Below are 22,017 nucleotides of genomic sequence, written 5' to 3' on the forward strand. Positions count from 1 at the left end.
TATTTTTTTTTGAAAGAACCGCTTTATCGTTCGCGATTTTTAGGAATAGTACGTTTAGTTACAATGAATGTTACCGGTAACTAAGGCGTGATGTTACCGATAACATTTCGGTTTAGTCAAGCCTTTGATAGCAAATAAACAGCCGTTAAATGATAGATGCTTGATATGCAAAGAAATCTTATTAGCGTGAATAGGGTCTATTTTGCTAGACATTGGTCTAAGAAGCGTTTTGTTGTCTAAAATAAAAGCGCACACTCATGATGGGTGCCTTCTTCTGTAAAAAGCTTCGTCTGCAAAAAAAGAGAATAATAAAATGGCCGCGATAGATATTCCTGAAGTCCATAAATTCATTGAAACGATTCCTCCTTTTTCGAGTTTAAGCTTGCCTGAGCGAAAACAACTACTCACAGGTGTATCCATGTTGTACGTGCGCCAGGGCCAGACTGTGATACTAAAAGATGAAGCGGCAACCGTGCATTTGATTCGTCGCGGCGCTTGCGAAATTCGCACGCCTAAAGGTGGGCTGGTGGATCAAATTGCCGACGGTGAATGTTTTGGTGTGTCTAGTGTGATGGCGCAAAATCCAGACGGTTTGCAAGTAGTCGCCATGGAAGACAGTTTGGTGTATCGCTTTGAAAAAACACGCTTTATGGAAACGTTGGAGCAGAGTGAAGCCTTTGGGCTTTTCTTTGAACACACCCAGCACAATCGGTTACGTAAACTTTCTCGTAGTCAGAGCAATGAATTAGCCTCTCCTGCCTTGCAGTTATCGACACCCATTTCACATATTATGACGCGACAATTGATTCTTGCGACCCCAGAAGAAAGTGTTCAAACCATCGCCATGCGTATGACCGAAGCGCGAGTCAGTTCTATCTTGGTGGTAGAAGACGACAAACTAACTGGCATAGTCACAGATCGAGATTTACGCTCGCGTATTTTGGCCCTTGGCGGCTCGGCAGATTCATTAGTAAAAGAGGTAATGACGCAAGACCCTGTTAACTTGAGACCAGACGCCTTGGTAATGCAGGCACAGACTCTGATGAGCGAAAGCAATATTCACCATTTGCCCATTGTCGATGAAGAACAAAGAGCCGTTGGCATGTTAACCGCTGCTGATTTGTTGCGACATCAAGAACTCAGCCCGTTGCTGCTTATCAATCAAATCCATCGTCAGCAGTCTATTGAAGAGTTAGCTCGTGTTTGCAAACAATGGCCGACTTTGATTATGAATCTGATTGTCACCGATATGAAACCCGCTGATGTGGGCAAAGTACTGGCGACCGTGAGTGATAACCTAACGCGCCGCGTCATTGAGCTAGCGCTGGATAAGTATGGCCCAGCGCCCATGGCGTTTCAGTTTTTGGTGTTCGGTTCGCAAGCGCGACGGGATCAATCTTTGGGCAGTGATCAAGATAACGGCCTAATGTTAGAGCGCGAACCAACGGAAAAAGAAAGCCAATATTTTGCCGATTTATCCGAGTGTATTTGCCAAGGCTTGGGGCTTTGCGGCATTCGTCTTTGCCCCGGTAACATCATGGCGAGCAATCCTGAATGGCGAAGAACAGCAGTCGGCTGGCAGCAAGCTTTTTCTACTTGGATAAAAAGCAGTGCACCGAGCGCTTTACTTCACGCGAGCATCTTTTTCGACATTCGTTGTGTGTATGATTCAGGGGATAAACAAGGTGATGCGGTGAATAATCTAATCAAAGCCATGCAGTTGGAGGTAAGCAAAAACAGTGTGTTTTTAGCGACGCTGACACGCACCGCGTTGGCAAGCAAACCGCCATTAGGCTTCTTCCGTCATTTTGTTTTGGAATCCTCTGGCGAGCATAAAAACCAGCTTGACCTGAAACACCAAGGCTTAGCCTTGATCAACGATTTAGCTCGCTTGTATGGCTTATCATGTAAGACCTATCGAGCCGGTACCTTGGATCGAATCGAGCAAGCCATTCGCGAAAAGCTCATCAGTGTCGATACTGCACGCAACCTGATGGACGCTTGGGACAAACTCAATGGCTTGCGTCTTGAAGCTCAAGGACGACACTGGCAAGCCACTGGTAAAGCCAGCGCGTATTTGGATCCGAAAGATTTGAGTTCATTAGAGCGTAAGCATCTGAAGACCACCTTTAGCATCATTAATGATGTGCAAGATGTGGCGCAACAGCGCTTCTTAAAAGGATACAGCTAGATGTCGTTTGATTTGCTGCAAAAGCTCAGCGCGTGGAATTTGTCTCGGCAATCGCTTAAACGAGCCTGGTCTGAATGGGATTACCTTGTATTGGATATCGAAACCTCGGGATTAGATCCGAAGCAAGATCACATCGTCAGCTTTGGTTGGGTATGTATTCATAAAGGTGTGATTGAATTAGATACCGCGCGACATATTGTGTTAGATAGCGCACAAATTGGCGACAACGTCGGCATTCACATGATTACTGACTCAGACGTTTTGCAGCAAGGTAAAAAACAAGAAAGCGTGCTGCGTTACCTACGACACCTTCTACGCGAACGCGTCTTGGTAATGCACCACGCACCAATGGAACTGGGTTTTTTAAAACAAGCGTGGCAAACCGAAGCCTTAGCAACATTTTCAGCTAACTGGCTAGATACACTCGCCATTGAACGCACCAAAGCCAACCGAGCGCATCAACCTATTCAGGACGGCGGCTTTCGCCTCGGCGCCTGCCGAGAACGTTACGGCTTACCGGAATACCAAGGCCATGATGCCTTAACCGACGCCTTAGCCACCGCAGAGCTACTACTCGCCCAAATTGCCTACCAAGGCAGAGACTGTCGATTACACGACCTCAACCAAATGGGAGGCGGAAGAGTGAGGTTGGCGACGCGTTAGTGGTTTTAATACGTCATTCCCACGAAGACAGTTGTCGTTAAAGGTTTTGTAGGCCTGATGAGGGAGGTACGACCGTGATCAGGCGTGTAACGTTATTTAGACTGCAATTGGTTGATTTATATATTTCTTGTATGGAACCTTAGCTAACTCCTAGCAGGCAGTGGCGATAACCCCCAATTTTCTTCTTTTGGCTCTGTCGCTAAGACTCTTGGGTTTTCTGACCAGTGCATCAGGCTCATTTCCCCTGCAGCAGATTCTGTTAATGCTGTGCAATGTTCTACCCAATCGCCATCGTTGCAATAGAGAACATCGTCTTTGAGCTGAAAGGAGGCAAAGTGAATATGGCCGCAGATGTAGCCGTCGACTTTTTGGTTTTTGGCGGATTTTAGGGCGGCGGTTTCAAAGCGTTCGATAAATTCTTTTGCTTTGCTGATGTGGCTTTTTAAATAGCCTGCCAGTGACCAATAAGGTAAGCCTATCAAGCGTCTCACGCCGTTGATCCATTGATTCAGCGATAACATGAGACCATGGGCTTTATCGCCTATGGCGAGCATGAGTGGGCTGATTTTTACCATTTGATCGAATTCATCGCCATGGCTGACATGGAAAGTACGACCGTTGGCGGTTTTATGACGCGCGTTGAGTTTTATCTCAATCCCAGAAAGGGTTTGTCCTACAAATTGACGAAAGAAGGCGTCATGATTTCCCGGAATATAAATAACTTTTGTTCCAGACTTTGCCATCTCTAGTATTTGCTCTACGACGCGGTGATGAGCATCGACAAAGTAGGCTTTATGACGCATTTCTTGCAGGTCGATAATGTCACCGACTAGATACAAGGTATCGGTTTTAATCGACTGTAAAAAATCCAATAGGTGTATGTCTTGGCAAGATTTTGTGCCGAGGTGTACATCAGAAATAAATACCGAACGAAATGTCGTCTGCATAAGCGCCTCCTCTAAGGTCTTTCTTAAAGGTAAAGCGCGTATATGACAAACTTATGAGGGCTTTGTGACAGTTCAATAAACCTTAATGTGCTGTATCAAGTACATGGGTATTTAGATACGGCTGTAGGTAGATATGATTGCCACCTTGCTGCTTGGCGGATTTTTTCGCTTGAGCTGCGAGCTCTGCTACTTGGTGATGATTGGTGCATTGCTTCGGGTTGGGGTGAACCACACCAATAGCGAGGCTTAAAATGGGATGGAAGAGTGTGTCGCCTTGGCGGTTTTTAGTCCAAACACCGCCGTCTTGTAAGGTGTCTTCGGTATAAAATCCGCGTACTTTTTGCCCAAAGATGTTTAATATGTTGTCACATTGATGACGCCAATCCTGATCGCCAAAAATTACCACAAAGTCGTCGCCGCCAATATGACCAATGAAATTATTCTCAGGGTTTACCTGATTTTTTATTAAAGAGCCAACCAACTGAATCACTTCGTCACCAATGGAATAGCCGAAGAAGTCATTAAAAGGTTTAAAGTCATTTAAGTCGAAATAGGCTACATAAAAGTCTTCATTGGCTAGTAAACGACGACTGACTTCTCGATGAATTGGAACGTTGCCAGGTAATAGCGTAAGAGGATTCGAATAAGTAGCATTTTGAATTTTTAGTTCGGTAATGCGCTTTAAGAGATCTCGAAGGTGACCTGTGCCGATGAACTTACCCTCTCGGACCACAATGATTTCATTGTTCAGAGTGTCGGCTTCTTGGTTGGTCATCAAGGTGGAAACACTGGATAAGCTGACATTGCTTTCAACAATCAATACATCATCGCTGAGTAAGTTTGTGACGGGTTTGTGTTCGTACAAGGCACGTCCATAAGGCGTAGAGAAAAGCTCATGTAGCTGGTGACGGCGGACTACACCGATTGGTTTGTTGTCGCTATTTACTACGGGGATCGCCACTAGATCTGGCTGTTTTTTAAAATACTGAGACGCATCTTCTAATAAACTGATTTCTTGCAAGCTCGGTGTAGGCCGACACAGTGTTTGTACCGTCTCTGAGTGGTCAACTTGAAATTGGGAGCGTCGTTGGGCCTGTTTTACCAAATACGGATGAGTCGAAAAAGCCGGATGTTCTACTGGGCGACCAAGAAAATAACCTTGTCCTAATGTGACACCTATTTCTATCAATTGATCGAGTTCTTGCTGTGTTTCTATGCCTTCAGCAATGAGGATGCAGTTGAGACGCTGGGCAATAGTCAGAATAGAGCGAACAAACTCACGTTTGATTTCGTCTTTATCGATTCCTTGAATGAAATGCTTGTCGACTTTGACGATGTCTGGTTGTAGTTCAGACCAAAGCTGTAAGCCCGAATAGCCCACTCCAAGGTCATCAATGGCGACTTGGAATCCCATTTCACGATAGTGATCAACACTGCTGCGCGGCAAGCCATTGTGGTCGTATGGGTGTTGTTCAGAAAGTTCGATGACGATGTCTTTTTGATCCAATCCCAATTCGTTCAAAATCGCTAATGTCATGCCGGATTGATGGTCGGGTGATCCTAATAACGATGCGCTGACATTGAGAAATAAACGGCCTTTTAGCTCTAGCTTGGCGAATTTCGATAAGGCTTTTTCTCGACAAAGCAATTCTAATTTATGCAGCTTTCCTTCCTGTTGAGCGAGCGTAAATAATGGGTCGGGAGAGAAAAGCGTCGAGTTCATTGGGCCACGGGAAAGTGCTTCATGGCCATATATTTCACCATTACTTAAATCATAGATAGGCTGAAAGTATGGTGTGATTAATCCATTCGAAAGAATTTTCTCTAGTAGAGCAATATTGTCCATTTGACTCATGATGTCTCAAATACGTCTAGATGAATGAAGTGGCTAGAGCGATATTTTATGTCATATTTATGACACTTTGATGACTGGGCTGAGGTAGAAATGTTCTGCTAAGAGTGGGGATCTATTAGGAAAGTTGGGGTTTTCTAGGTGTTTTTGGGAAGAGAAACCCGTTACCGGATCGATTTCTTATTCTTGCCTTTCGATCATCGGGAACATTGGGTTCTTTAATCGTCATGCCTTATTTGCTTTTATAACGGCTGTTGTTTTTTGTTCACAACAACGGAGATAAACCAGTCAAATACAGTTGACGTAAAGGTGTTGTACTGAAATTTTAGTGCTGAGGTTGAGCTGATTTCATTGAACGATTAGCAGTCAATTTTGCATAGAATGTTTTAACACCAGCAACCGCTTTTTTAGTCAATTGAGCGTAGTATTGACGACGTAGCTCATACGCTTTTTCCACATAGTAATCCGCATCAAGGTTACCGAAAGCATCATATTTAAGATCGTTATTCATAGTGATTCTCCTAAAAAGTTAAGTCATTTTTGACACTTGTTATTTTAGGTTTTGACCAATTATTCAGCAAACGATCAATTTTCAGCTAATAGATTAGATAAATTCATCTAATGACTTTTAGGTGGTTTCAAACACACCGTTATTGTTCAAAGGCTTCATATTGAGGGCTGATTGCTGAGGACTCTATACTTTCCTGGCGGAATACCTGTGGAGCGTTTGAAAAAGCGTGAAAAATACCCTGGATCTTTAAAGCCCAAATCGTAGCTAATTTCTTCCACCGAGCGTGCGGTATAAATCAGGCTACGCTTTGCTTCTAACAAAACTCGATCATGAATTAAGTCCAATACGCTTTGGTTAAAGGTGGTTTTGCTGAGCCTATTCAAGCGGCTGATGGAAGTGCCAAGCGCATCGGCATATTGATGATTGCTCCAGTGCTCGCGATAGTGCCTCTCAATGAGCTCTTTGAGTTGGTGTGCATCACTGGCTTCGGTTTTGTTGGCGACGTTGCTCTCGCCATTGCTATGTTGGCGGTGGAGCAGCAGTAAAATGGCTTTAATAAGATATTCACTCATTAATGCGCGACCTTCACGAATAAGGGTAGATTCGCTTTCCAGCTGCTGAATTAACGGCCAAAGCTCGGAAAACATATTTCTATGGCCGTTAAAATCAATGTAACAGGCCCGACTAAGTAGCGGCTGAATAAACTTGGCGGCTTTTTCTTCGTACGTATCTTCAAGCAAAGGTTCGGCAATGGTGATGACTCGGCCATCGGTATCTGGTGCGAAGCGAAAACCATGGACAACACCAGCAGGCACAATAATCGCCCACGCACCTTGTAGTTTTTGTTGCTGCTCGTCGAGTTGAACTTTGGCTTCGCCTGATTTTAAAATCAGAATCTGGAAAAGCTGGGCGTGACGATGTGGACTGATCTTCCAGCCTAAGCCACCGCTGCGAGATTCTATGTCTTCAATATGGAAAAATTCAGAGTCATTAATCCAGCTGGATTCACCATAAAGCCCAAAGTGTGGGATGTCATTTTTTTGTTTTTGCATTTTGTTCTTCTTATTTAAAAGTGACATAAATGTACTTTCAGAGAGTATTTTTACTTTTCGTTAAAAAGTACAAATAAACAGGTATTTATCGATATTTATAGGGTAAAAGGCTGAAAATGTCACTTTTATTTGTGTAAGTGATGATTTTCTATAAAATTGATTTTAATCAAAAAGTACAATTTTTTGAGTAAATATCACCTAACGCCTGATGTCTTTATCTTCCATTATGGTTGTTATAAAGAAGTTGATCACTGAATCGACATCGAAAATAACAATAATTGGAGAGAAACATGAAAACGCAAGTTGCCATTATTGGTGCAGGTCCATCAGGTTTATTACTGGGCCAACTTTTAGCAAAGCAGGGCATTGATAATGTCATTATCGAACGAGTCTCTGGTGAATATATTCTAGGTCGAATTCGTGCAGGCGTACTTGAACAAGGTATGACGGATTTGTTGCGTGAAGCAGGCGTTGGTGAACGTATGGATCGTGAAGGCCAAGTGCATCATGGTGTGGAACTGGCGTTTAACAACAAACGCGTGCAGATTGAGTTGGAAAAACTCACTGGTGGCAGCACTGTGATGGTTTATGGGCAAACCGAAGTGACCCGAGACTTGATGGACGCTCGTGAGAAAGCGGGTTTAACCACTTATTACGAATCCAGCAATGTGGCGCTGCATGATGTGAAAAGCGACGTGCCTTATGTGACCTTTGAGCAGAACGGTGAGCTACACAGATTGGATTGTGATTACATTGCTGGCTGTGATGGTTTCCACGGCGTGTCTCGTCAAACCATTCCAGAGTCTTCCCGCAAAGAGTTTGAGCGTGTTTATCCGTTCGGTTGGCTGGGTGTGTTGTCTGATACGCCGCCAGTAAACGACGAATTGATCTACTGTAAAACGGATCGTGGTTTTGCCATGACCAGCATGCGCTCCGCTACACGCTCTCGTTATTATCTTCAGGTTCCTTTGACCGACAAAGTAGAAAACTGGAGCGATGAAGATTTCTGGACGGAGTTAAAGCGCCGTCTGCCTGACGACGTGGCCGCTAAGTTAGTGACTGGACCAAGTATTGAGAAAAGCATTGCGCCGTTGCGCTCTTTTGTGTGTGAGCCAATGCAATACGGCAATTTGTTTCTAGTTGGTGATGCGGCCCATATTGTTCCTCCAACTGGCGCTAAAGGTTTGAATTTAGCAGCTTCTGACGTGGCGACTTTGTATAAAGTGATGACGCGTGTTTATAAAGAAGGCGACAAAGAATGCATTTCTCAATATTCCGATATTTGTTTGCGTCGTGTTTGGCACGGAGAACGTTTTTCATGGTGGATGACCAGCATGCTGCATGATTTTGGTCAGGGTGATGTGCATGACACTGATGCGGCGACCCATGAAAAATTCATGAGTTCTGAACTGAGTTTTTATACGGACAATGAAGAAGGTCGTCGTATTATTGCTATGCAGTATGTGGGTTTACCTTATGAGGATTTGGCTTAACCTGTAGGGATGGATCTATCGCAAAAAAATAGCGGCCATGTCATTTCTATCATGGTCGCTATTTTTTGTTTTGTAGCGGCTTATTTACTAGCCGCAGCACTTTTTGTATTTCTTGGTGCTTCCACATGGGCAAGGGTCATTGCGTTGTGGTGCTTTTTCGACGATTTGTGGCGCAGGTTTGTTAAGTACCATATCCAAAGATGTAATATCCTCGGCCACTTCGCTGTTAATCGTAATTTCAGCGATCAAGTCATTCGCCATCAAGATGGCGTTTATTTCTCTCTCACGCTCAGGCGTTTGTACTTGTAAAATGAGCGGGTTCTCTTCGCTACCAGGTTTTACTTTAGGCTTAGGCTGATAATTGCCCAAATTATGCTTACCCATGATATCGGGTCTACCACGATAAAAGAATTTTGACACTGGTGTTCCTAATGGTATGTAAAACCACTCACGGCGAGTGGTTTAATGCAACGCAGTCTAACAGAATTTAGAGAGCATAGCGTACATCTTTCATGACGGTGGAAGGCGTTAATCCAAGCGAGTTAGCCAAGTAAACATGGCTTCTATGGCTTGTTTTGACCAGCTGTTAGACGCTTGCTCTTTGGCTTTGCCGAGGCTTTTTGCAATGCCTCTGGAGCTGACAGTCCAAGACGCCAAGCGAGAACCCGATGGGCCGATAAGTTCTAATGTGCCGTCTTCAAAAGCATAAAAACGTCCATCTTGTTCTTCTGTATGTTGCACGGTTTTGCTATTTAGTTTGAAAAGCGAGCCGCTTTTGGGCGTTAGGCCAAAATGCGAGAGCGCACTGGCTAATTGGTCGGCATGCCTTGTCGACGAAACATCAAATCCATAATGGCTTAGAGCGAGATTAAGCCGCTTTTCTATTGCATTGATATCAGCGTCTGCTTTACCTGCGTTGGTGCGTTCGGTCGAATATAGGCTGAGTTCATCCTCATAGGATTTGCGTTGGGCAAAATACGGAATAAGCTGCATGTATGTTTGCCAATCCTGAGGGGCAGGATATTGGTCGTCGGCCTTGCTTAGCAAAGCGGCTTCTTCACGAATTGTCGCGTCTGTGTCGTTTATCGCAACTTTGAGCTTGGCAACAATGCGGCTACGGTCAATGGATTGCATGGCGTAAACGTAGTTTTCCCCAGCAAAGCGTTTTTCGTTCTTAGTTTGTTCTAACTCAATAGGGGATGTAGTGACTTGAGTATAGGCCGTTTGTGTTTTTGAAACCTGTTCTTCGCCTTGTTCAGATCGAACTTGCGTATCTTGAGTATTAATCTGACTGACTTGTGTTCGCAGCTGTTGGGCGATCTGAGCATTACCGTTTTGCTCGGCCTGATTAAAGGCGAGCGCAATGTTTTCAATGCGCGGCGCACTGCCAACACCGTATAAATAGGTATTATCCCGAGGCGGTGACAATACCCAGTTTGGTATTGTCTCTGGTGCTTGCTCGGACTTTGTCATTAAACCTGTACAGCCGGTTAGACTGAATAATAGACCCGTTACCATTATCCAGTTATACGATGTTGGTAGAGCGGTAAGTTTCATAATTAGAAAAAGCCTTTGTCTGCCAGTTTTTTGATTTTCTTCTGACCATTCCACACTTCACGGTTTGTCGTCATATCAATCAATTTAAGGTCAACTTGGTAGAAGCTAACACGTTGGTCGCCATTGGAATCAACGATCGAGTTGATAGAGCCAGATAGGGCGAAACCTGCGCCTTGTTCTAGACCAAACTTAGCGACAGTGTCTGGTGCTGCGTTTAATTCTTGCTCTTCACGCTCACTACGAACTTCGTCGCGTTCTGCGCCAGAGACGACAAAATCGACTTTACCAGAACGTAATAGGCTGCGTTTGATGTCATTGATAAAGGTATCTACCGGAATATGTTCAGACGTTTTGTTACGGATGGTTTGGACAATAACTGTTGGGTTGCCTTTATTGCCGAAGTTGTAATCACGGAACCAAGGGAAGGTCAGCATGTCACTCATCATTTCTTCTGCTACTAGACGAGAATCTGTGTCATTCCAACGGTCAGACAACATGACGTCTTCATTCGTATCTAGGCGTTTTACACTACCGGAACACGCGGTTAATAGCAGGGTCATAGATAGGGCGATGAACCCCTTCCAAGATAGAGAGATCAAGTTAGACTGTTTGAGTGTGCCGATGCGCATAATATTTTCCTTACGTCCGTTTTAGCCTGATGCCAAGCCGTTAGTGTAATCAATTTAATAGGGGTTGCGTAGATTCCAAAGTTTAATTTTATTGGCTTCTAAGTTGACCTTGCCTAGGGAAAACGCTTTTTTATTCACTGTATAGTCTGGATTGTATTCGCCCGGTGGTAATGGCTCACGAGTGAGCCTTACTTGTGCCGGTAGGGTCAGCCAGTTTCGGGTATCTGACGCGGATGAAGCAAATACCGCGACTTGCCCAATTAGGTTCAAAATTAGCGCTGCATTTTGATCTTTCACATTGGACGACACTTGATACGCTAACCAGCTGCGCAATAGCTCTCTGACCAAGCCTTCATAGATGTCACGTTGGGCCTGTGCCAGTTGTTCCTGAAAAGCGATGTCGGCAAGAGAGGTCATTCGTAAGCTATTATTAAAAGGCGCGATAGTGGGTGTATTTACCTGCAATGTTGGCTGATGTTGATCCAAAGTGAAGCGACGATAATAAGGGACCGTCACGCGTATGGTTTGCTCTGTTAGTAACTTGTCGACTTTAATGTCATTAAGTTGCTGCCAAACAGGACGTCCGAGAATTACGCGTTTGGTGAAGATGCCTGAAAAGGTTCCCCATGCGCCGCCAGCTTTATAGTTGGCAATTAGGTTGAGCGGATTAATGTCGGCATAAACCATAGTAAACCAGCGGAAGGCATCGTTTACTTCAACGTTTCCACCGCCGTGCAATGGCTCTAATACCAATGAATAAGCTCGTGGATCGGCATACAGCAACAAGGTCATTTCGCTTTTATCAGGGATAAAACCTTGGTGTTCTAGTACCACCAGTTCAGCATCACCTTGATGGTATTGTTTAAGGGTTGCTTGCATGTCAGCAGACAGTTTAGTGTCTATTTTTTGTTGAATTTCACTCTGGCTAAAGCCGCCTTTTTGCATCATGCGAATCGCATCTAACCAAGCTCGTTCTGCTGTCGTGCTTGGCAAAGCGTATTGTTTTGCATAGCCGTCTTCATACAAGTTAGCCGCTTTTTCATAACTGATGCGCGCATCATCGAATTCGCCATCGATTTCGTATTGCAGCCCAGCTAAGTAACGAGCCCAAGCATCATCACGATAGAGGAATTTATCGGTGTCACGTCCGCCAGTGTAAAAGTCACCTAACCAGTTTAATGCCTTCATGTAAAAGGCTTGGTTTTCTTTGGCATTAAGGTCTTGATAACTTGGGGTTTGGGCGCGGATTTCATTAAGTTTGATGTCAATGCGTCGTACTTCTACTAAGGCGGCATCATTGAGTTGGCGCTTTTTAGAACTATTTTTTTCTTGCTCAGCCAGAGCGAGGTAGTTCAAAGATTTGAGATAGCTGATGTAAACGCGTTCTAGACCGCTGCCGCGATAGTCGCCTTGTCTTGGGTTGCTGAGCAGTGCCCAGGAACGATTCGAAAAATTATCAGGAAAAAAGGTATCGCTTAATCGCTCTGCTTTTTCTAGTAATGTATTGCTGCGTTCAAAATCTCCTTGGTTTTGGGCGAGGGCGCCGATTTCCATATAGTAGAGTAGCTGGTCTTGTGAGTTGTCTAATACCCCTTCCAGTTTGTCTTCAGCGCTTTTCCATTGGCCTTCTTTTGCTAGGTTTAAACCTTCTTCAATATCTTGTTGGTAGGTTGCACAGCCAGCCAGTAAGCAAATAGTTACCCAAATAAATACCCACTTCACTTTACATTCCTTTATCTAAAAACTGATTAGCGAACAGAAGGGCAAATAATGCAAAACAAGCGAGATAAAGGACTAGCCAGCGCGCTCTGAGACAATTTGGACAAGGTTTCTTTTTCTTTTTCATCACAGCTTCCATATATTCTTACGATACTAAAAGTACTGGCGACACTAAAAGGCGAACGATTTCTATTATGCAATAAAAAAGGAAGCGCGTGGCCTCCTTTTTCGTAACTCTAATGGTTTTATTACTCAATGTTTTATTGAGTTGTTTCAGCCTGCTGCTTTTGTAGGCTTTCGACATAAAGCGCATCAAAGTTGATTGGTGCAAGCATGATCGCTGGGAAGCTGCCTTTTACTACAATCGCATCGATGTTTTCACGAGCGTATGGGAATAGAGTAGCAGGACAGAAAGCACCCAAAGCGTGATGTAATTGCTGGTCATCAAGACCAGAAATAACGAATAAACCACCTTGTTGTACTTGAACCAAATAGCCGGTTTCTGTGCCATTTTTTACAGTGACAGTGATTTCTAATACAACTTCATAAACACTTTCACCAACTTGGCGACTTTTAGTATTTAATTCTAAGCCCACTTCTGGTTTCCATTCTTCTTGGAAAATCATAGGTGAACGAGGAGATTCAAAAGAAATATCTTTCAAAAACACGCGTTGCATAGAAAGTTGTGGTGCTTGCGCTTCTTGTGTTTGTGCTTCTGGTGTTTCAGCTGTATCGGACATCGTAGTTCCTTTTTTTAATAATTTATTAAAGTGATGAGGGCGCAGCTCATTTATACCCTGTGATAACTTATCTGCTTACTATTGTGTAAGTAAGGTATCTAGTTTTTGTTCACGTTCAAGGGCAAAAAGATCGTCGCATCCACCAACATGTTTTTCACCGATCCAAATTTGCGGAACGGTGTGTCGGCCACTTTTTTCCATCATTTCTTGTCGTAGTTCACGTTCTCCGTCCACGCGGATTTCGTTAAAGGCAACATTTTTTGCCGTTAACAGTTGCTTTGCTCTAACGCAAAATGGACAGTAATCGCTCGAGTAGATAGTGACAGTAGCCATAATTTTTTCTCTTATCCTTTAACCAGTGGCAGATTGGATGATTGCCATTCTGCAATGCCACCTTGTAGTTTGTAAACTTTACCAAAACCAGCTTTTTTAAGGTCTTTCGCGCTCGCGCCAGACGTTACACCAGATTTGCAAACTATAATAATAGGGGCGTCTTTGTGTTTCTCAAGGCGGTTCATGTTGTCTTTCATCTTAGTCGCAGGAATATTTAGCGCGCCTGTGATGTGGCCAGTGCTGAATTCTTTCTCTGGACGGATGTCGACAACAACAGCATCGTCGCTGTTCATTAGGTTCGTCGCAGCAGAAGGTGTAAGCCCTTGCGCGCCGCCTTTGCTTTCAACAAAAAGTAGTGTAGCAAGAATCGCTAAAAAGACAGCGACCATTTCCCAGTGGTTGATAGAAAATTCAATAAGTTGGTTCATCATAATCGTAAGGCCCATATTTAAACTGCCAGCATTATACACGGACAGCCGAATCGGTACATACTACAAGCACTAGGTGACAAATATATGATGCTCTGAAGGTCAGATTAGTTCGAAAAAAACGAGCCAAGTGGGCTCGTTCTATTATTTCGAGTTATTTATTCATCATTTAGTGCTGGTGGAATCAAAAATCTTGTCGGCATTGCCTTCAATGAAGCTGTCAAACAGTTCACCGTTTGGCATTGTGTGACGGCGAGCAAATTCATAAAAGCAGCTTGGGATGGTTTTTTGTTTGCCATCGGCAAAGGTGTAATCGACTTTGTCTGCCATTGTAGAAGATTGCTCTAAGAAAGAGTCTGGTGAGCCTTTGACCAAACCGCCGACTTGGTTTAACGCATACCCTTCGTTTTGCAGCAATGTGTTCACTTCTTCAATCGTCGGGAATTTGCTCAAGTGGTTGATGCTGACAGTAAAGTGGTTAGCCTGTAATCCCATAGTCGATAACCAAGCGGCATATTCACTGTGTTCAGCAAGGGTAAGGTATTCCGCTTCTGTTGGCGTTTCCCATAATTTACCGGCCCAAAAAATAGCGGGTGTTTGTACCGCATCCGTTGGGATTTGTGCGATGAACTTAGTAATGATGTCTTGGCAGTTTGCTGGCAGTTCTTCTACTAATAGTTCAGATAGGAAAATTTTTGGTGAATCGACATCCGTTTGATGTTTGTAACAACGGGCTTTTAGGTGTTTGCTCTCGAATAAAAATGCGCCGTAGGCTTTGTAACCAATGGCTTCTAATTGTGGTTCAAGCTTTTCTAATGAGATGGGTGAGTTGTTAAAAGTACGAAAAGCCACGTGATCATTCAGAACGTTTTCGCCATGGCTTTTAAATAATTGCTGGATACGCTGAGCCTGTGGCGTGATGTTTGTGTAGTGATCCCACAAGGATGCGAAAAAATCGGCGGGCTTCATGGAGCGCTCCTGAGTTAGTCAATTTGGAAAGAGGTCATCTCTATCGAATAGGACTTACTCTAATCCACCGCTTACAAGAAATGCAAAAGGTAAAAACGCACCTTGTTATGCATAAAAGTTATGCGAGCCGTATTTCTGTTGGGTTCTTGTTGATTAATAACTGTTGCTTAGCGGTCAGGATAGTATTGATAAGATGAGCCGGAAAACTGCGTTCTTTTTTATGCGCCAAGCCTACCACACGTTTTAACTTCACATCGTTAAGTGGCCGTAAACATAGGTCATTTCGTCCCCGTGACGAGTGTTCAGGGATCAGAGAAATCCCCAAGCCTGCAGCGACTAAATCCAACGCGTACTCTTCTGTTTTTACTTGCGCACGAACATCGGTGGTGAGTTCCTGTTTTTGCATCAAGTAGTTCCAAGATTCCAAAATGTCGCATGGAGTGCGAGAAATAAAGGGTTGCTTGTCTATTTGTTTGATAGACAAAGAAGAAAAGTCCGCCAACCAATGATCCAACGGCATAGCGATCACATAGTCATCTTCCCAAAGAGGATAAAACACATCTTCATCGTTGGTGTAACGCTGACAGGTAAAGCGTAGGTCGGCGCTTTCAGATTCATCAACAAGTTTTAACGTTAGTCCATGAACTTCATCAAGCATGGTTTTGATGACTTGGCTGATTAAAGCGCCAGATAAAAAGGGCGTGAGTGAAATAGACAAAGCCAGCGGTGTGGGCGTTTCGGTAAATAAACTGCGCATGGCGCTGAGGTCGCTGACCATTTTACAGGCGTGTGGATAGAGCTGGGAGCCGCTATCGGTAGGCGATACTCCTTTGGAATGACGTACAAAAAGCTTGGTGCCCAAATCCTCTTCTAATTGCGATACCGTGGTTGATATGGACGGTTGTGCCACAAAGCAACGCTTAGCAGCGGCGCTGAGGCTGCGTTCTTCGTAAACAGCAATAAAATAACGTAATGATCGAATGTCCATCGGCTTGCTCTTTTAAAAGATGACTTGGCTGATTAAAGATATTTAGTTCACCTTTCTAATATACCTATAGACATAATATCTAGCCATAGGAAAAAACTAGACCACTGGCAGGAAAACGGTATTTCTCATTCTGGCTTAGGCTGGTTAAGGTGAATGCATTCACGTATCAATTATTACATACAATTTAGAGGTTCCTATGTCACTTACTTGCTTAGAAACATTGGGCGTAAATAGCCTGAAACAAGGCGATACTTTTTACAGTGTATTAACGGGCAATACGCTTGCTTTGGGTGACGGCACGAGTTTTTCTGCATGTAGCCCAATTGATGGTGCGACATTGTCTACTTTTAACAATGCAACGCCAGCACAGCTAAACAAGGTAAATGCTGAACTTAAAGACGCCTTTAAAGTATTGCGTACCATTCCTGCGCCACGTCGTGGTGAATTGGTTCGTCGTATTGGCGAAGAAGCCCGTAAGTACAAAAACGAATTGGCAGAAGTGATCTCTTTGGAAGCGGGTAAAATTACCCCAGAAGCTTTGGGTGAAGTGCAAGAGTGGATTGACGTGTGTGATTTCGCGGTCGGTCAATCGCGTATGTTACATGGCTTGTCTATCGTGTCTGAACGTCCTGGTCACCGTATGATGGAGCAATGGCAGCCACTAGGACCTGTTGCCGTTATTACTGCATTTAACTTCCCTATGGCCGTTTGGGCGTGGAATACCATGTTGGGTCTGGTTTGTGGCGATCCTGTGCTATTAAAACCTTCTGAAAAAGCGCCCTTGTGTGCCTTAGCCATGTATCAAATAGCACAAAACGTCATTGCAGGTATGCCGGATATTCCGAAAGCGTCTGTGTCTGTGATGATAGGTGATCGTGATCTTGGTGAAGCGATTGCCGCAAGCGAGACCTTCCCGCTGGTGTCTGCAACGGGTTCAACAGTGATGGGGCGTGCGGTGGCGAAAACTGTCGCGGGTCGGTTAGGTCGCTCTTTGTTAGAGCTGGGCGGTAATAACGCCATGATAGTGTCTGATACCGCGGATTTGGATCTTGCTCTGCGTGCGATTGTTTTCTCAGCAGCGGGCACAGCAGGTCAGCGTTGTACAACATTACGTCGTTTGATTACCCATGAATCTATCGTTGATGGCTTGGTTGAGCGTTTGGCGAAATCGTACGGTTCGCTTCGCGTCGGTAGCCCAATCGTTGAAGGCAACTTGGTTGGACCACTAATCGATGAAGGCAGCTTTAACCGTATGCAAGCGGCTCTAGAAACAGCCAAGAAACAAGGCGGTGAAGTTGTCTGCGGTGGTGAACGTGTCACTGAAGGTGTTCCTGCTGGTGGTTTCTATGTGCGTCCAGCGATTGTTCGTATTGCTCACGATGCGCCAATCGTTCATGAAGAAACCTTCGCGCCTATCATGTATGTTTTGACTTACAAGACGTTTGACGAAGCGATTGAAATCCAAAATGAAGTGCCACAAGGCCTATCTTCCGCAGTGTTTACAGAAAGTATGCGTGAAGCAGAAATGTTTATGTCTCCAGCGGGGTCTGACTGTGGTATCGCCAACGTTAATATCGGTACGTCTGGTGCTGAAATTGGTGGTGCGTTTGGTGGTGAGAAGGAAACGGGCGGCGGTCGTGAATCTGGTTCTGATGCATGGAGAAACTACATGCGTCGCACCACAAACACAGTGAACTACGGTGGTGATTTGCCGTTGGCTCAAGGGATCGTCTTTGAGTAAGGATGTTCTTTTGCGGAGTGTTCTTTAGGCAAGCGCTTTTTTAGGTCAGTTACAGGCGAGGCGTTCTCGCCTGTTTAGGTTTTGGCTAACAGTTTGGCCAATGTCTTTAATGGGGTCGTCTTATGTCAGAAAAAGTCTGCAATTCGTTATGGCGAGCAAGCTCTCCAGATGCGCCAGTATTAACGCCTCTTGAAGGGCGCGTGGATGTCGAAGTAGTGATCGTCGGTGCAGGTTTTACCGGTCTTTCTGCCGCGTTGCATCTGGCTAAATTTGGTGTTTCCGTTGCTGTGGTTGAAGCGCAAGAGGTTGGCTTTGGCGGCTCGGGTCGAAATGTTGGCTTGGCGAACGCCGGTGTTTGGCTAGAACCTGATCAGCTGGATCAGGTCATTGGCGCAGTAGCGGGCAATGTTATGTACGAGGCATTGGCAGCGGCACCTGATTTTGTGTATAGCCTAATTAAAGAATACGACATTCAATGCGAACCTGTGCGAAACGGAACCTTGCACGCAGGCGTGGGGAAAAACGGTTTGGCGCAATTACAACGTCGTTATGAACAAATGAAAAAACGCGGAGCGCCCGTTCAGTTGTTGGATGCCGCAGAAGCCCAAGCTCGCATTGGTTCTGGTAAATTCAATTCTGCCTTGTTTGACCCAAGAGCTGGAACGATTCAGCCATTAGCTTACGCTCGTGGTCTTGCCCATGCGGCGTTAAAAGAAGGCGCTAAGCTTTTTGATCAGTCGCCCGTTAGCAAAATTGAACCTGCTGAAAATGGCTGGGTTTTGCACACGGAAAAAGGTCAGGTAAATGCTGAAAAAGTGATTCTCGCGACGAATGCGTACAGCGAATTCGGAGTGAAAGAACAAGCACGTAAATTTGTGCCTATATTTTATTCCCAGTTGGCGACTAAGCCTTTAAGCGACGTGCAATTGGCCAGTGTGTTACCAAATAAAGAAGGCGTTTGGGATACCTGTACGGTAATGAGCTCTTTCCGCTTAGATCAGCAAGGCCGTTTAGTGTTTGGTGGCATGGGTGGCGAAGGCGGAGTTCATGCTAACTGGGCGACCCAGCGGATATCAGAATTGTTCCCTATTTTAACTAAAGTGGAATGGGATTATTGTTGGACAGGTAAAATCGCCTACAGCGAAGACCATTTGCCCCATTGTCAGCAGCTACAAAAAGGCTTGTTTAGTGTGGCAGGCTACAGTGGTCGAGGTATTGGTCCAGGTACTGTGGTGGGGGCGGAATTGGCTGAGTGGCTTTCTGGCCGAAGAGAGAGTTTATCCATTCCAACTACGGTGTTGAGAGATATTTCATTTCGAGAATTGAAGCGTTTATTTTATGAAGTGGGGGCGCATACGTATCATCTAGGTCAGCAGTCGCATGCTTTAGATTAGAATGATTACTACGCTCGCCAATACTTTGTAAAAACAGGCTCGTCTTTGCTTCGTTCGCTACATGGTAAATGTTTCGGTTAGTTCGGCGGTTAAGTAAGTTTACTGCGATTAATCGCTCTTTCAAAACGCATCTTTATGGTGCGTTTTTTATTTTACTGGTTGGGAATAAGAGTGATATAGGATACAGTTATTGCTTTATTGTTTTTACTTTCTTTTTTGCCTTTATATTTATTTCTTTTAATTTATGTGAATGAGTAACGCCTACATGCGTCGTTATATCCCATCGTCAACTGCATTAAAATGTTTTGAAGCGTCCGTTCGACATTTAAGTTTCACCAAAGCCGCTGAAGAGTTGCACCTTACTCAGAGTGCGGTCAGTCGACAGATTCGCAACCTTGAAGAGTTTTTGTCACGAGATTTATTTATTCGTCTTAATAAGCGCTTGGTATTAACTGGAACGGGGGCGGCTTACTATAAAGAAGTGGTGCCACTACTGGATGGTATGGAAAACGCCTGTTTGCGCATGTTGCATCGAGAAGATGAAAAAACCACGTTAACAATTTCGGCCTTGCCTACCTTGGCTTCTTATTGGCTGATGCCTTTACTGGCTGAATTTCAAACCGCTCACCCACAATTTCAAATTAAAGTTCGTTCTTTAGACGACGCCGCTAAAATAGACCCTGAAAGCATCGATATTATCTTGCATTACGGTGGTGACCATTGGCCTCGCGCTGTTTCTTATCAGTTGATGAAAGAAAGCGTCGTGGCTGTTTGCTCTCCTGAGTTATTGGCGCGTATTGATGACAAGCCACTGGAAGCATGGAAAGTTGAAGATGTTACGTCCTTCCCTTTCTTGCACTTGTCCTCTCGCATTAATGCTTGGCCAGATTGGATGGTTTCCCAAGGCTTGGAAAGTGGCTCTTTTGCTGGTGCTTCTTTTGCGCATTTTCATATGTTGCTTGAAGCGGCTAAGAGCAGCATGGGGATTGCTATTATGCCAACCATACTTGCCGAACGTAGTCTTCAAAATGGCGAGCTGGTGGCTCCTTTTGGTAAAGCGGTTTCCACTCCCCACGAATATCTTCTGTCTTACCCGATCGACAAGGCCGATCTTGAACAAGTGGTGATTTTTCGGGACTGGCTAATGGCGAAGCGAAATCAGTCTTAGGTACTCTATTAATTAAATTAATAGTCTGAATAGCTGTGCTGCTCTGTAACTAAATTACAAGCCTGTGATAGTATCGAGGCATAATCATGATCAATTTACGGGATAGATTAACATGAACAAAAAAACCACCGCTCTCTTTATTCTTGATGGATGGGGATACAGCGAAACCTCCAAATCCAACGCCATTGCTGCTGCGAACACGCCTAACTGGGATGCACTTTGGAATAATCAGCCACATACACTTATAAAAACGTCTGGTCTTGCGGTGGGTTTGCCCGAAGGTCAAATGGGTAATTCCGAAGTGGGTCACATGAATTTAGGTGCTGGCCGTGTGGTTTACCAAAACTTTACTCGTATCGGTAAAGCCATTGAAGATGGTTCATTTTTTGAAAATGATGCTCTTGTTAATGCGGTTGATAAAGCGGTAAGTGCAGGTAAAGCGGTACATATTTTAGGCTTGCTTTCTAATGGTGGTGTTCACAGTCACCATGAGCAAATCATGGCAATGTGTGAGCTCGCTGCCAAACGCGGTGCAAAAGCAATTTATGTTCATGGTTTCACTGATGGCCGTGATACGCCACCTCGTTCTGCTAAAACCCCAGCGGCTGAACTAGACGCTAAACTGGTAGAACTAGGCGTTGGCAAAATTGCTACCTTGACTGGTCGTTACTATGCCATGGACCGTGATAATCGATGGGATCGCGTGCAAACGGCTTACGATGCAATTGTCCTAGGTAAAGGTGAGTTCCAAGCTGATACGGCGGAAGCGGCTATTCAAGCTGCTTATGATCGTGACGAAAATGACGAATTTGTAAAAGCCACAATTGTTGGTGAGTCTGCGCCCGTTCAAGATGGCGATGCGATTATCTTCGCTAACTTCCGTCCAGATCGCGCTCGTCAGTTAACTCGTGCTTTTACCGAAGCTGACTTTGATGGTTTCACTCGCGCTGTTTATCCGAAACTGGCGTCTTTTGTTACTTTTACTGAGTTTGCTTCTACTATCAAAGCCGATGTGGCGTTTCCTCCTGTTGCATTGACAAATACCTTGGGCGAGGTGTTGGCGAAGCAGGGTAAGAAACAACTACGTATCGCGGAAACCGAAAAATACGCCCACGTCACCTTTTTCTTTAATGGTGGCGAAGAAGCCTTGTTTGATGGTGAAGAGCGCGAATTGATTCCATCGCCGAATGTGGCTACTTACGATTTGAAACCAGAAATGAGTGCGCCAGAAGTTACCGATAAGCTGGTGGAAGTGATCGAAGCGGGTAAATACGACACCATTATTTGTAACTTTGCCAACGGTGACATGGTTGGACACAGTGGTATTTTTGAAGCAGCAGTGAAAGCGGTAGAAGCCGTTGATGCTTGTTTAGGTCGTATTATTGAAGCCTTAAAAGTGAATGGCGGCCAATGTTTGATCACTGCGGATCATGGCAACGTTGAACAAATGTTAAGTGATGATGGGGCTCAGCCTTTAACGTCGCACACAATTGGTCCTGTGCCTTTGGTGCTGTTTTCTCCAACTCCAGGAGTAGGCATTAAAGAAGGGGCATTGTGTGATCTTGCGCCTACTTTGCTCGATATGATGGGAATGGAAAAACCTGCTGAGATGACGGGTGTCAGCTTGCTGACACGAGATTGA

20 protein-coding genes are annotated in these 22,017 nt (G+C 44.6%); 7 read left to right on the forward strand and 13 right to left on the reverse strand.

All coding sequences use genetic code 11. The features are described 5' to 3' along the window. Positions 1-313 precede the first annotated feature (313 nt). Together AC2A4J_RS03410 and AC2A4J_RS03415 are read left to right on the forward strand one after the other, a co-directional pair. Positions 314-2,191, forward strand: coding sequence for a DUF294 nucleotidyltransferase-like domain-containing protein (locus tag AC2A4J_RS03410; RefSeq protein ID WP_484174925.1), 1,878 nt, complete (start codon positions 314-316; stop codon positions 2,189-2,191). Then, positions 2,192-2,854: a 3'-5' exonuclease gene (locus AC2A4J_RS03415; RefSeq protein WP_484174926.1), complete on the forward strand. Its 663-nt coding sequence runs from the start codon at positions 2,192-2,194 to the stop codon at positions 2,852-2,854. It begins immediately after the preceding gene. Between the two features lie 143 nt (positions 2,855-2,997). On the opposite strand, the gene AC2A4J_RS03420 is transcribed toward AC2A4J_RS03415, so the two are convergent. The 4 genes from AC2A4J_RS03420 to AC2A4J_RS03435 form a co-directional block, all read right to left on the reverse strand. Continuing rightward, positions 2,998-3,801: a UDP-2,3-diacylglucosamine diphosphatase gene (locus tag AC2A4J_RS03420; RefSeq protein WP_484174927.1), complete on the reverse strand. Its 804-nt coding sequence runs from the start codon at positions 3,799-3,801 to the stop codon at positions 2,998-3,000. Positions 3,802-3,883: 82 nt separating this feature from the next. Continuing rightward, complete coding sequence (locus AC2A4J_RS03425; protein WP_484174928.1) at positions 3,884-5,656, reverse strand: EAL domain-containing protein; 1,773 nt, start codon at positions 5,654-5,656, stop codon at positions 3,884-3,886. Between the two features lie 322 nt (positions 5,657-5,978). After that, positions 5,979-6,164, reverse strand: a complete 186-nt coding sequence (locus AC2A4J_RS03430; RefSeq protein ID WP_484174929.1) for an RSP_7527 family protein — start codon at positions 6,162-6,164, stop codon at positions 5,979-5,981. Between the two features lie 155 nt (positions 6,165-6,319). Beyond that, positions 6,320-7,216, reverse strand: coding sequence for a helix-turn-helix domain-containing protein (locus AC2A4J_RS03435; RefSeq protein ID WP_484174930.1), 897 nt, complete (start codon positions 7,214-7,216; stop codon positions 6,320-6,322). 290 nt (positions 7,217-7,506) lie between these two features. On the opposite strand from AC2A4J_RS03435, the gene pobA reads away from it, so the two are divergent. Continuing rightward, on the forward strand, positions 7,507-8,709 hold the full coding sequence (gene pobA, locus AC2A4J_RS03440) for a 4-hydroxybenzoate 3-monooxygenase (protein WP_484174931.1): 1,203 nt from the start codon (positions 7,507-7,509) through the stop codon (positions 8,707-8,709). A gap of 87 nt (positions 8,710-8,796) precedes the next feature. Here the strand turns inward: pobA and AC2A4J_RS03445 are convergent, their stop codons facing one another. From AC2A4J_RS03445 to AC2A4J_RS03485, 9 genes are all read right to left on the reverse strand, one after another. After that, positions 8,797-9,129 (reverse strand): PBPRA1643 family SWIM/SEC-C metal-binding motif protein, encoded by a 333-nt coding sequence (locus AC2A4J_RS03445; RefSeq protein ID WP_484174932.1) that lies wholly within the window; start codon positions 9,127-9,129, stop codon positions 8,797-8,799. Between the two features lie 108 nt (positions 9,130-9,237). Continuing rightward, positions 9,238-10,266 carry an LPP20 family lipoprotein gene (locus tag AC2A4J_RS03450; protein ID WP_484174933.1) on the reverse strand — a complete coding sequence of 343 codons (1,029 nt, stop codon included), beginning with the start codon at positions 10,264-10,266 and terminating at the stop codon, positions 9,238-9,240. Between the two features lie 2 nt (positions 10,267-10,268). Beyond that, positions 10,269-10,895, reverse strand: coding sequence for a penicillin-binding protein activator LpoB (locus tag AC2A4J_RS03455; RefSeq protein WP_484174934.1), 627 nt, complete (start codon positions 10,893-10,895; stop codon positions 10,269-10,271). A 54-nt stretch (positions 10,896-10,949) separates the two neighbouring features. Further along, the gene (locus AC2A4J_RS03460) at positions 10,950-12,617 is read right to left on the reverse strand and encodes a COG3014 family protein (RefSeq protein ID WP_484174935.1); all 1,668 of its coding nucleotides are present in this window, start codon (positions 12,615-12,617) and stop codon (positions 10,950-10,952) included. Positions 12,618-12,874: 257 nt separating this feature from the next. Then, entirely contained in the window at positions 12,875-13,354 is a 480-nt protein-coding gene (secB, locus tag AC2A4J_RS03465; RefSeq protein WP_255826561.1) for a protein-export chaperone SecB, read from the reverse strand. Positions 13,355-13,432: 78 nt separating this feature from the next. After that, positions 13,433-13,687 (reverse strand): glutaredoxin 3, encoded by a 255-nt coding sequence (gene grxC / locus AC2A4J_RS03470; RefSeq protein WP_255826560.1) that lies wholly within the window; start codon positions 13,685-13,687, stop codon positions 13,433-13,435. A gap of 11 nt (positions 13,688-13,698) precedes the next feature. Beyond that, positions 13,699-14,133, reverse strand: coding sequence for a rhodanese-like domain-containing protein (locus AC2A4J_RS03475; RefSeq protein WP_484174936.1), 435 nt, complete (start codon positions 14,131-14,133; stop codon positions 13,699-13,701). A 147-nt stretch (positions 14,134-14,280) separates the two neighbouring features. Next, on the reverse strand, positions 14,281-15,084 hold the full coding sequence (locus AC2A4J_RS03480; RefSeq protein WP_484174937.1) for a 2-oxoadipate dioxygenase/decarboxylase family protein: 804 nt from the start codon (positions 15,082-15,084) through the stop codon (positions 14,281-14,283). Positions 15,085-15,202: 118 nt separating this feature from the next. Next, positions 15,203-16,072 (reverse strand): LysR family transcriptional regulator, encoded by an 870-nt coding sequence (locus tag AC2A4J_RS03485; RefSeq protein WP_484174938.1) that lies wholly within the window; start codon positions 16,070-16,072, stop codon positions 15,203-15,205. A 196-nt stretch (positions 16,073-16,268) separates the two neighbouring features. On the opposite strand from AC2A4J_RS03485, the gene amaB reads away from it, so the two are divergent. From amaB to gpmI, 4 genes are all read left to right on the forward strand, one after another. After that, the gene (gene amaB / locus AC2A4J_RS03490; protein ID WP_484174939.1) at positions 16,269-17,813 is read left to right on the forward strand and encodes an L-piperidine-6-carboxylate dehydrogenase; all 1,545 of its coding nucleotides are present in this window, start codon (positions 16,269-16,271) and stop codon (positions 17,811-17,813) included. Between the two features lie 122 nt (positions 17,814-17,935). Beyond that, on the forward strand, positions 17,936-19,207 hold the full coding sequence (locus AC2A4J_RS03495; protein WP_484174940.1) for an NAD(P)/FAD-dependent oxidoreductase: 1,272 nt from the start codon (positions 17,936-17,938) through the stop codon (positions 19,205-19,207). A 265-nt stretch (positions 19,208-19,472) separates the two neighbouring features. Then, positions 19,473-20,375 carry a LysR substrate-binding domain-containing protein gene (locus AC2A4J_RS03500; protein ID WP_255826554.1) on the forward strand — a complete coding sequence of 301 codons (903 nt, stop codon included), beginning with the start codon at positions 19,473-19,475 and terminating at the stop codon, positions 20,373-20,375. Between the two features lie 112 nt (positions 20,376-20,487). Beyond that, on the forward strand, positions 20,488-22,017 hold the full coding sequence (gene gpmI / locus AC2A4J_RS03505; protein ID WP_255826553.1) for a 2,3-bisphosphoglycerate-independent phosphoglycerate mutase: 1,530 nt from the start codon (positions 20,488-20,490) through the stop codon (positions 22,015-22,017).

The organism is Marinomonas sp. ATLA20 (assembly GCF_057180105.1).

Excerpts from the sequence above, each read along its gene's own strand:
- AC2A4J_RS03410 (WP_484174925.1), top strand. The coding sequence starts at position 314 with ATGGCCGCGATAGATATTCCTGAAGTCCATAAATTCATTGAAACGATT.
- AC2A4J_RS03415 (WP_484174926.1), top strand. The coding sequence starts at position 2,192 with ATGTCGTTTGATTTGCTGCAAAAGCTCAGCGCGTGGAATTTGTCTCGG.
- AC2A4J_RS03420 (WP_484174927.1), bottom strand. The coding sequence starts at position 3,801 with ATGCAGACGACATTTCGTTCGGTATTTATTTCTGATGTACACCTCGGC.
- AC2A4J_RS03425 (WP_484174928.1), bottom strand. The coding sequence starts at position 5,656 with ATGAGTCAAATGGACAATATTGCTCTACTAGAGAAAATTCTTTCGAAT.
- AC2A4J_RS03430 (WP_484174929.1), bottom strand. The coding sequence starts at position 6,164 with ATGAATAACGATCTTAAATATGATGCTTTCGGTAACCTTGATGCGGAT.
- AC2A4J_RS03435 (WP_484174930.1), bottom strand. The coding sequence starts at position 7,216 with ATGCAAAAACAAAAAAATGACATCCCACACTTTGGGCTTTATGGTGAA.
- pobA (WP_484174931.1), top strand. The coding sequence starts at position 7,507 with ATGAAAACGCAAGTTGCCATTATTGGTGCAGGTCCATCAGGTTTATTA.
- AC2A4J_RS03450 (WP_484174933.1), bottom strand. The coding sequence starts at position 10,266 with ATGAAACTTACCGCTCTACCAACATCGTATAACTGGATAATGGTAACG.
- AC2A4J_RS03455 (WP_484174934.1), bottom strand. The coding sequence starts at position 10,895 with ATGCGCATCGGCACACTCAAACAGTCTAACTTGATCTCTCTATCTTGG.
- secB (WP_255826561.1), bottom strand. The coding sequence starts at position 13,354 with ATGTCCGATACAGCTGAAACACCAGAAGCACAAACACAAGAAGCGCAA.
- grxC (WP_255826560.1), bottom strand. The coding sequence starts at position 13,687 with ATGGCTACTGTCACTATCTACTCGAGCGATTACTGTCCATTTTGCGTT.
- AC2A4J_RS03475 (WP_484174936.1), bottom strand. The coding sequence starts at position 14,133 with ATGGGCCTTACGATTATGATGAACCAACTTATTGAATTTTCTATCAAC.
- AC2A4J_RS03480 (WP_484174937.1), bottom strand. The coding sequence starts at position 15,084 with ATGAAGCCCGCCGATTTTTTCGCATCCTTGTGGGATCACTACACAAAC.
- AC2A4J_RS03485 (WP_484174938.1), bottom strand. The coding sequence starts at position 16,072 with ATGGACATTCGATCATTACGTTATTTTATTGCTGTTTACGAAGAACGC.
- amaB (WP_484174939.1), top strand. The coding sequence starts at position 16,269 with ATGTCACTTACTTGCTTAGAAACATTGGGCGTAAATAGCCTGAAACAA.
- AC2A4J_RS03495 (WP_484174940.1), top strand. The coding sequence starts at position 17,936 with ATGTCAGAAAAAGTCTGCAATTCGTTATGGCGAGCAAGCTCTCCAGAT.
- AC2A4J_RS03500 (WP_255826554.1), top strand. The coding sequence starts at position 19,473 with ATGCGTCGTTATATCCCATCGTCAACTGCATTAAAATGTTTTGAAGCG.
- gpmI (WP_255826553.1), top strand. The coding sequence starts at position 20,488 with ATGAACAAAAAAACCACCGCTCTCTTTATTCTTGATGGATGGGGATAC.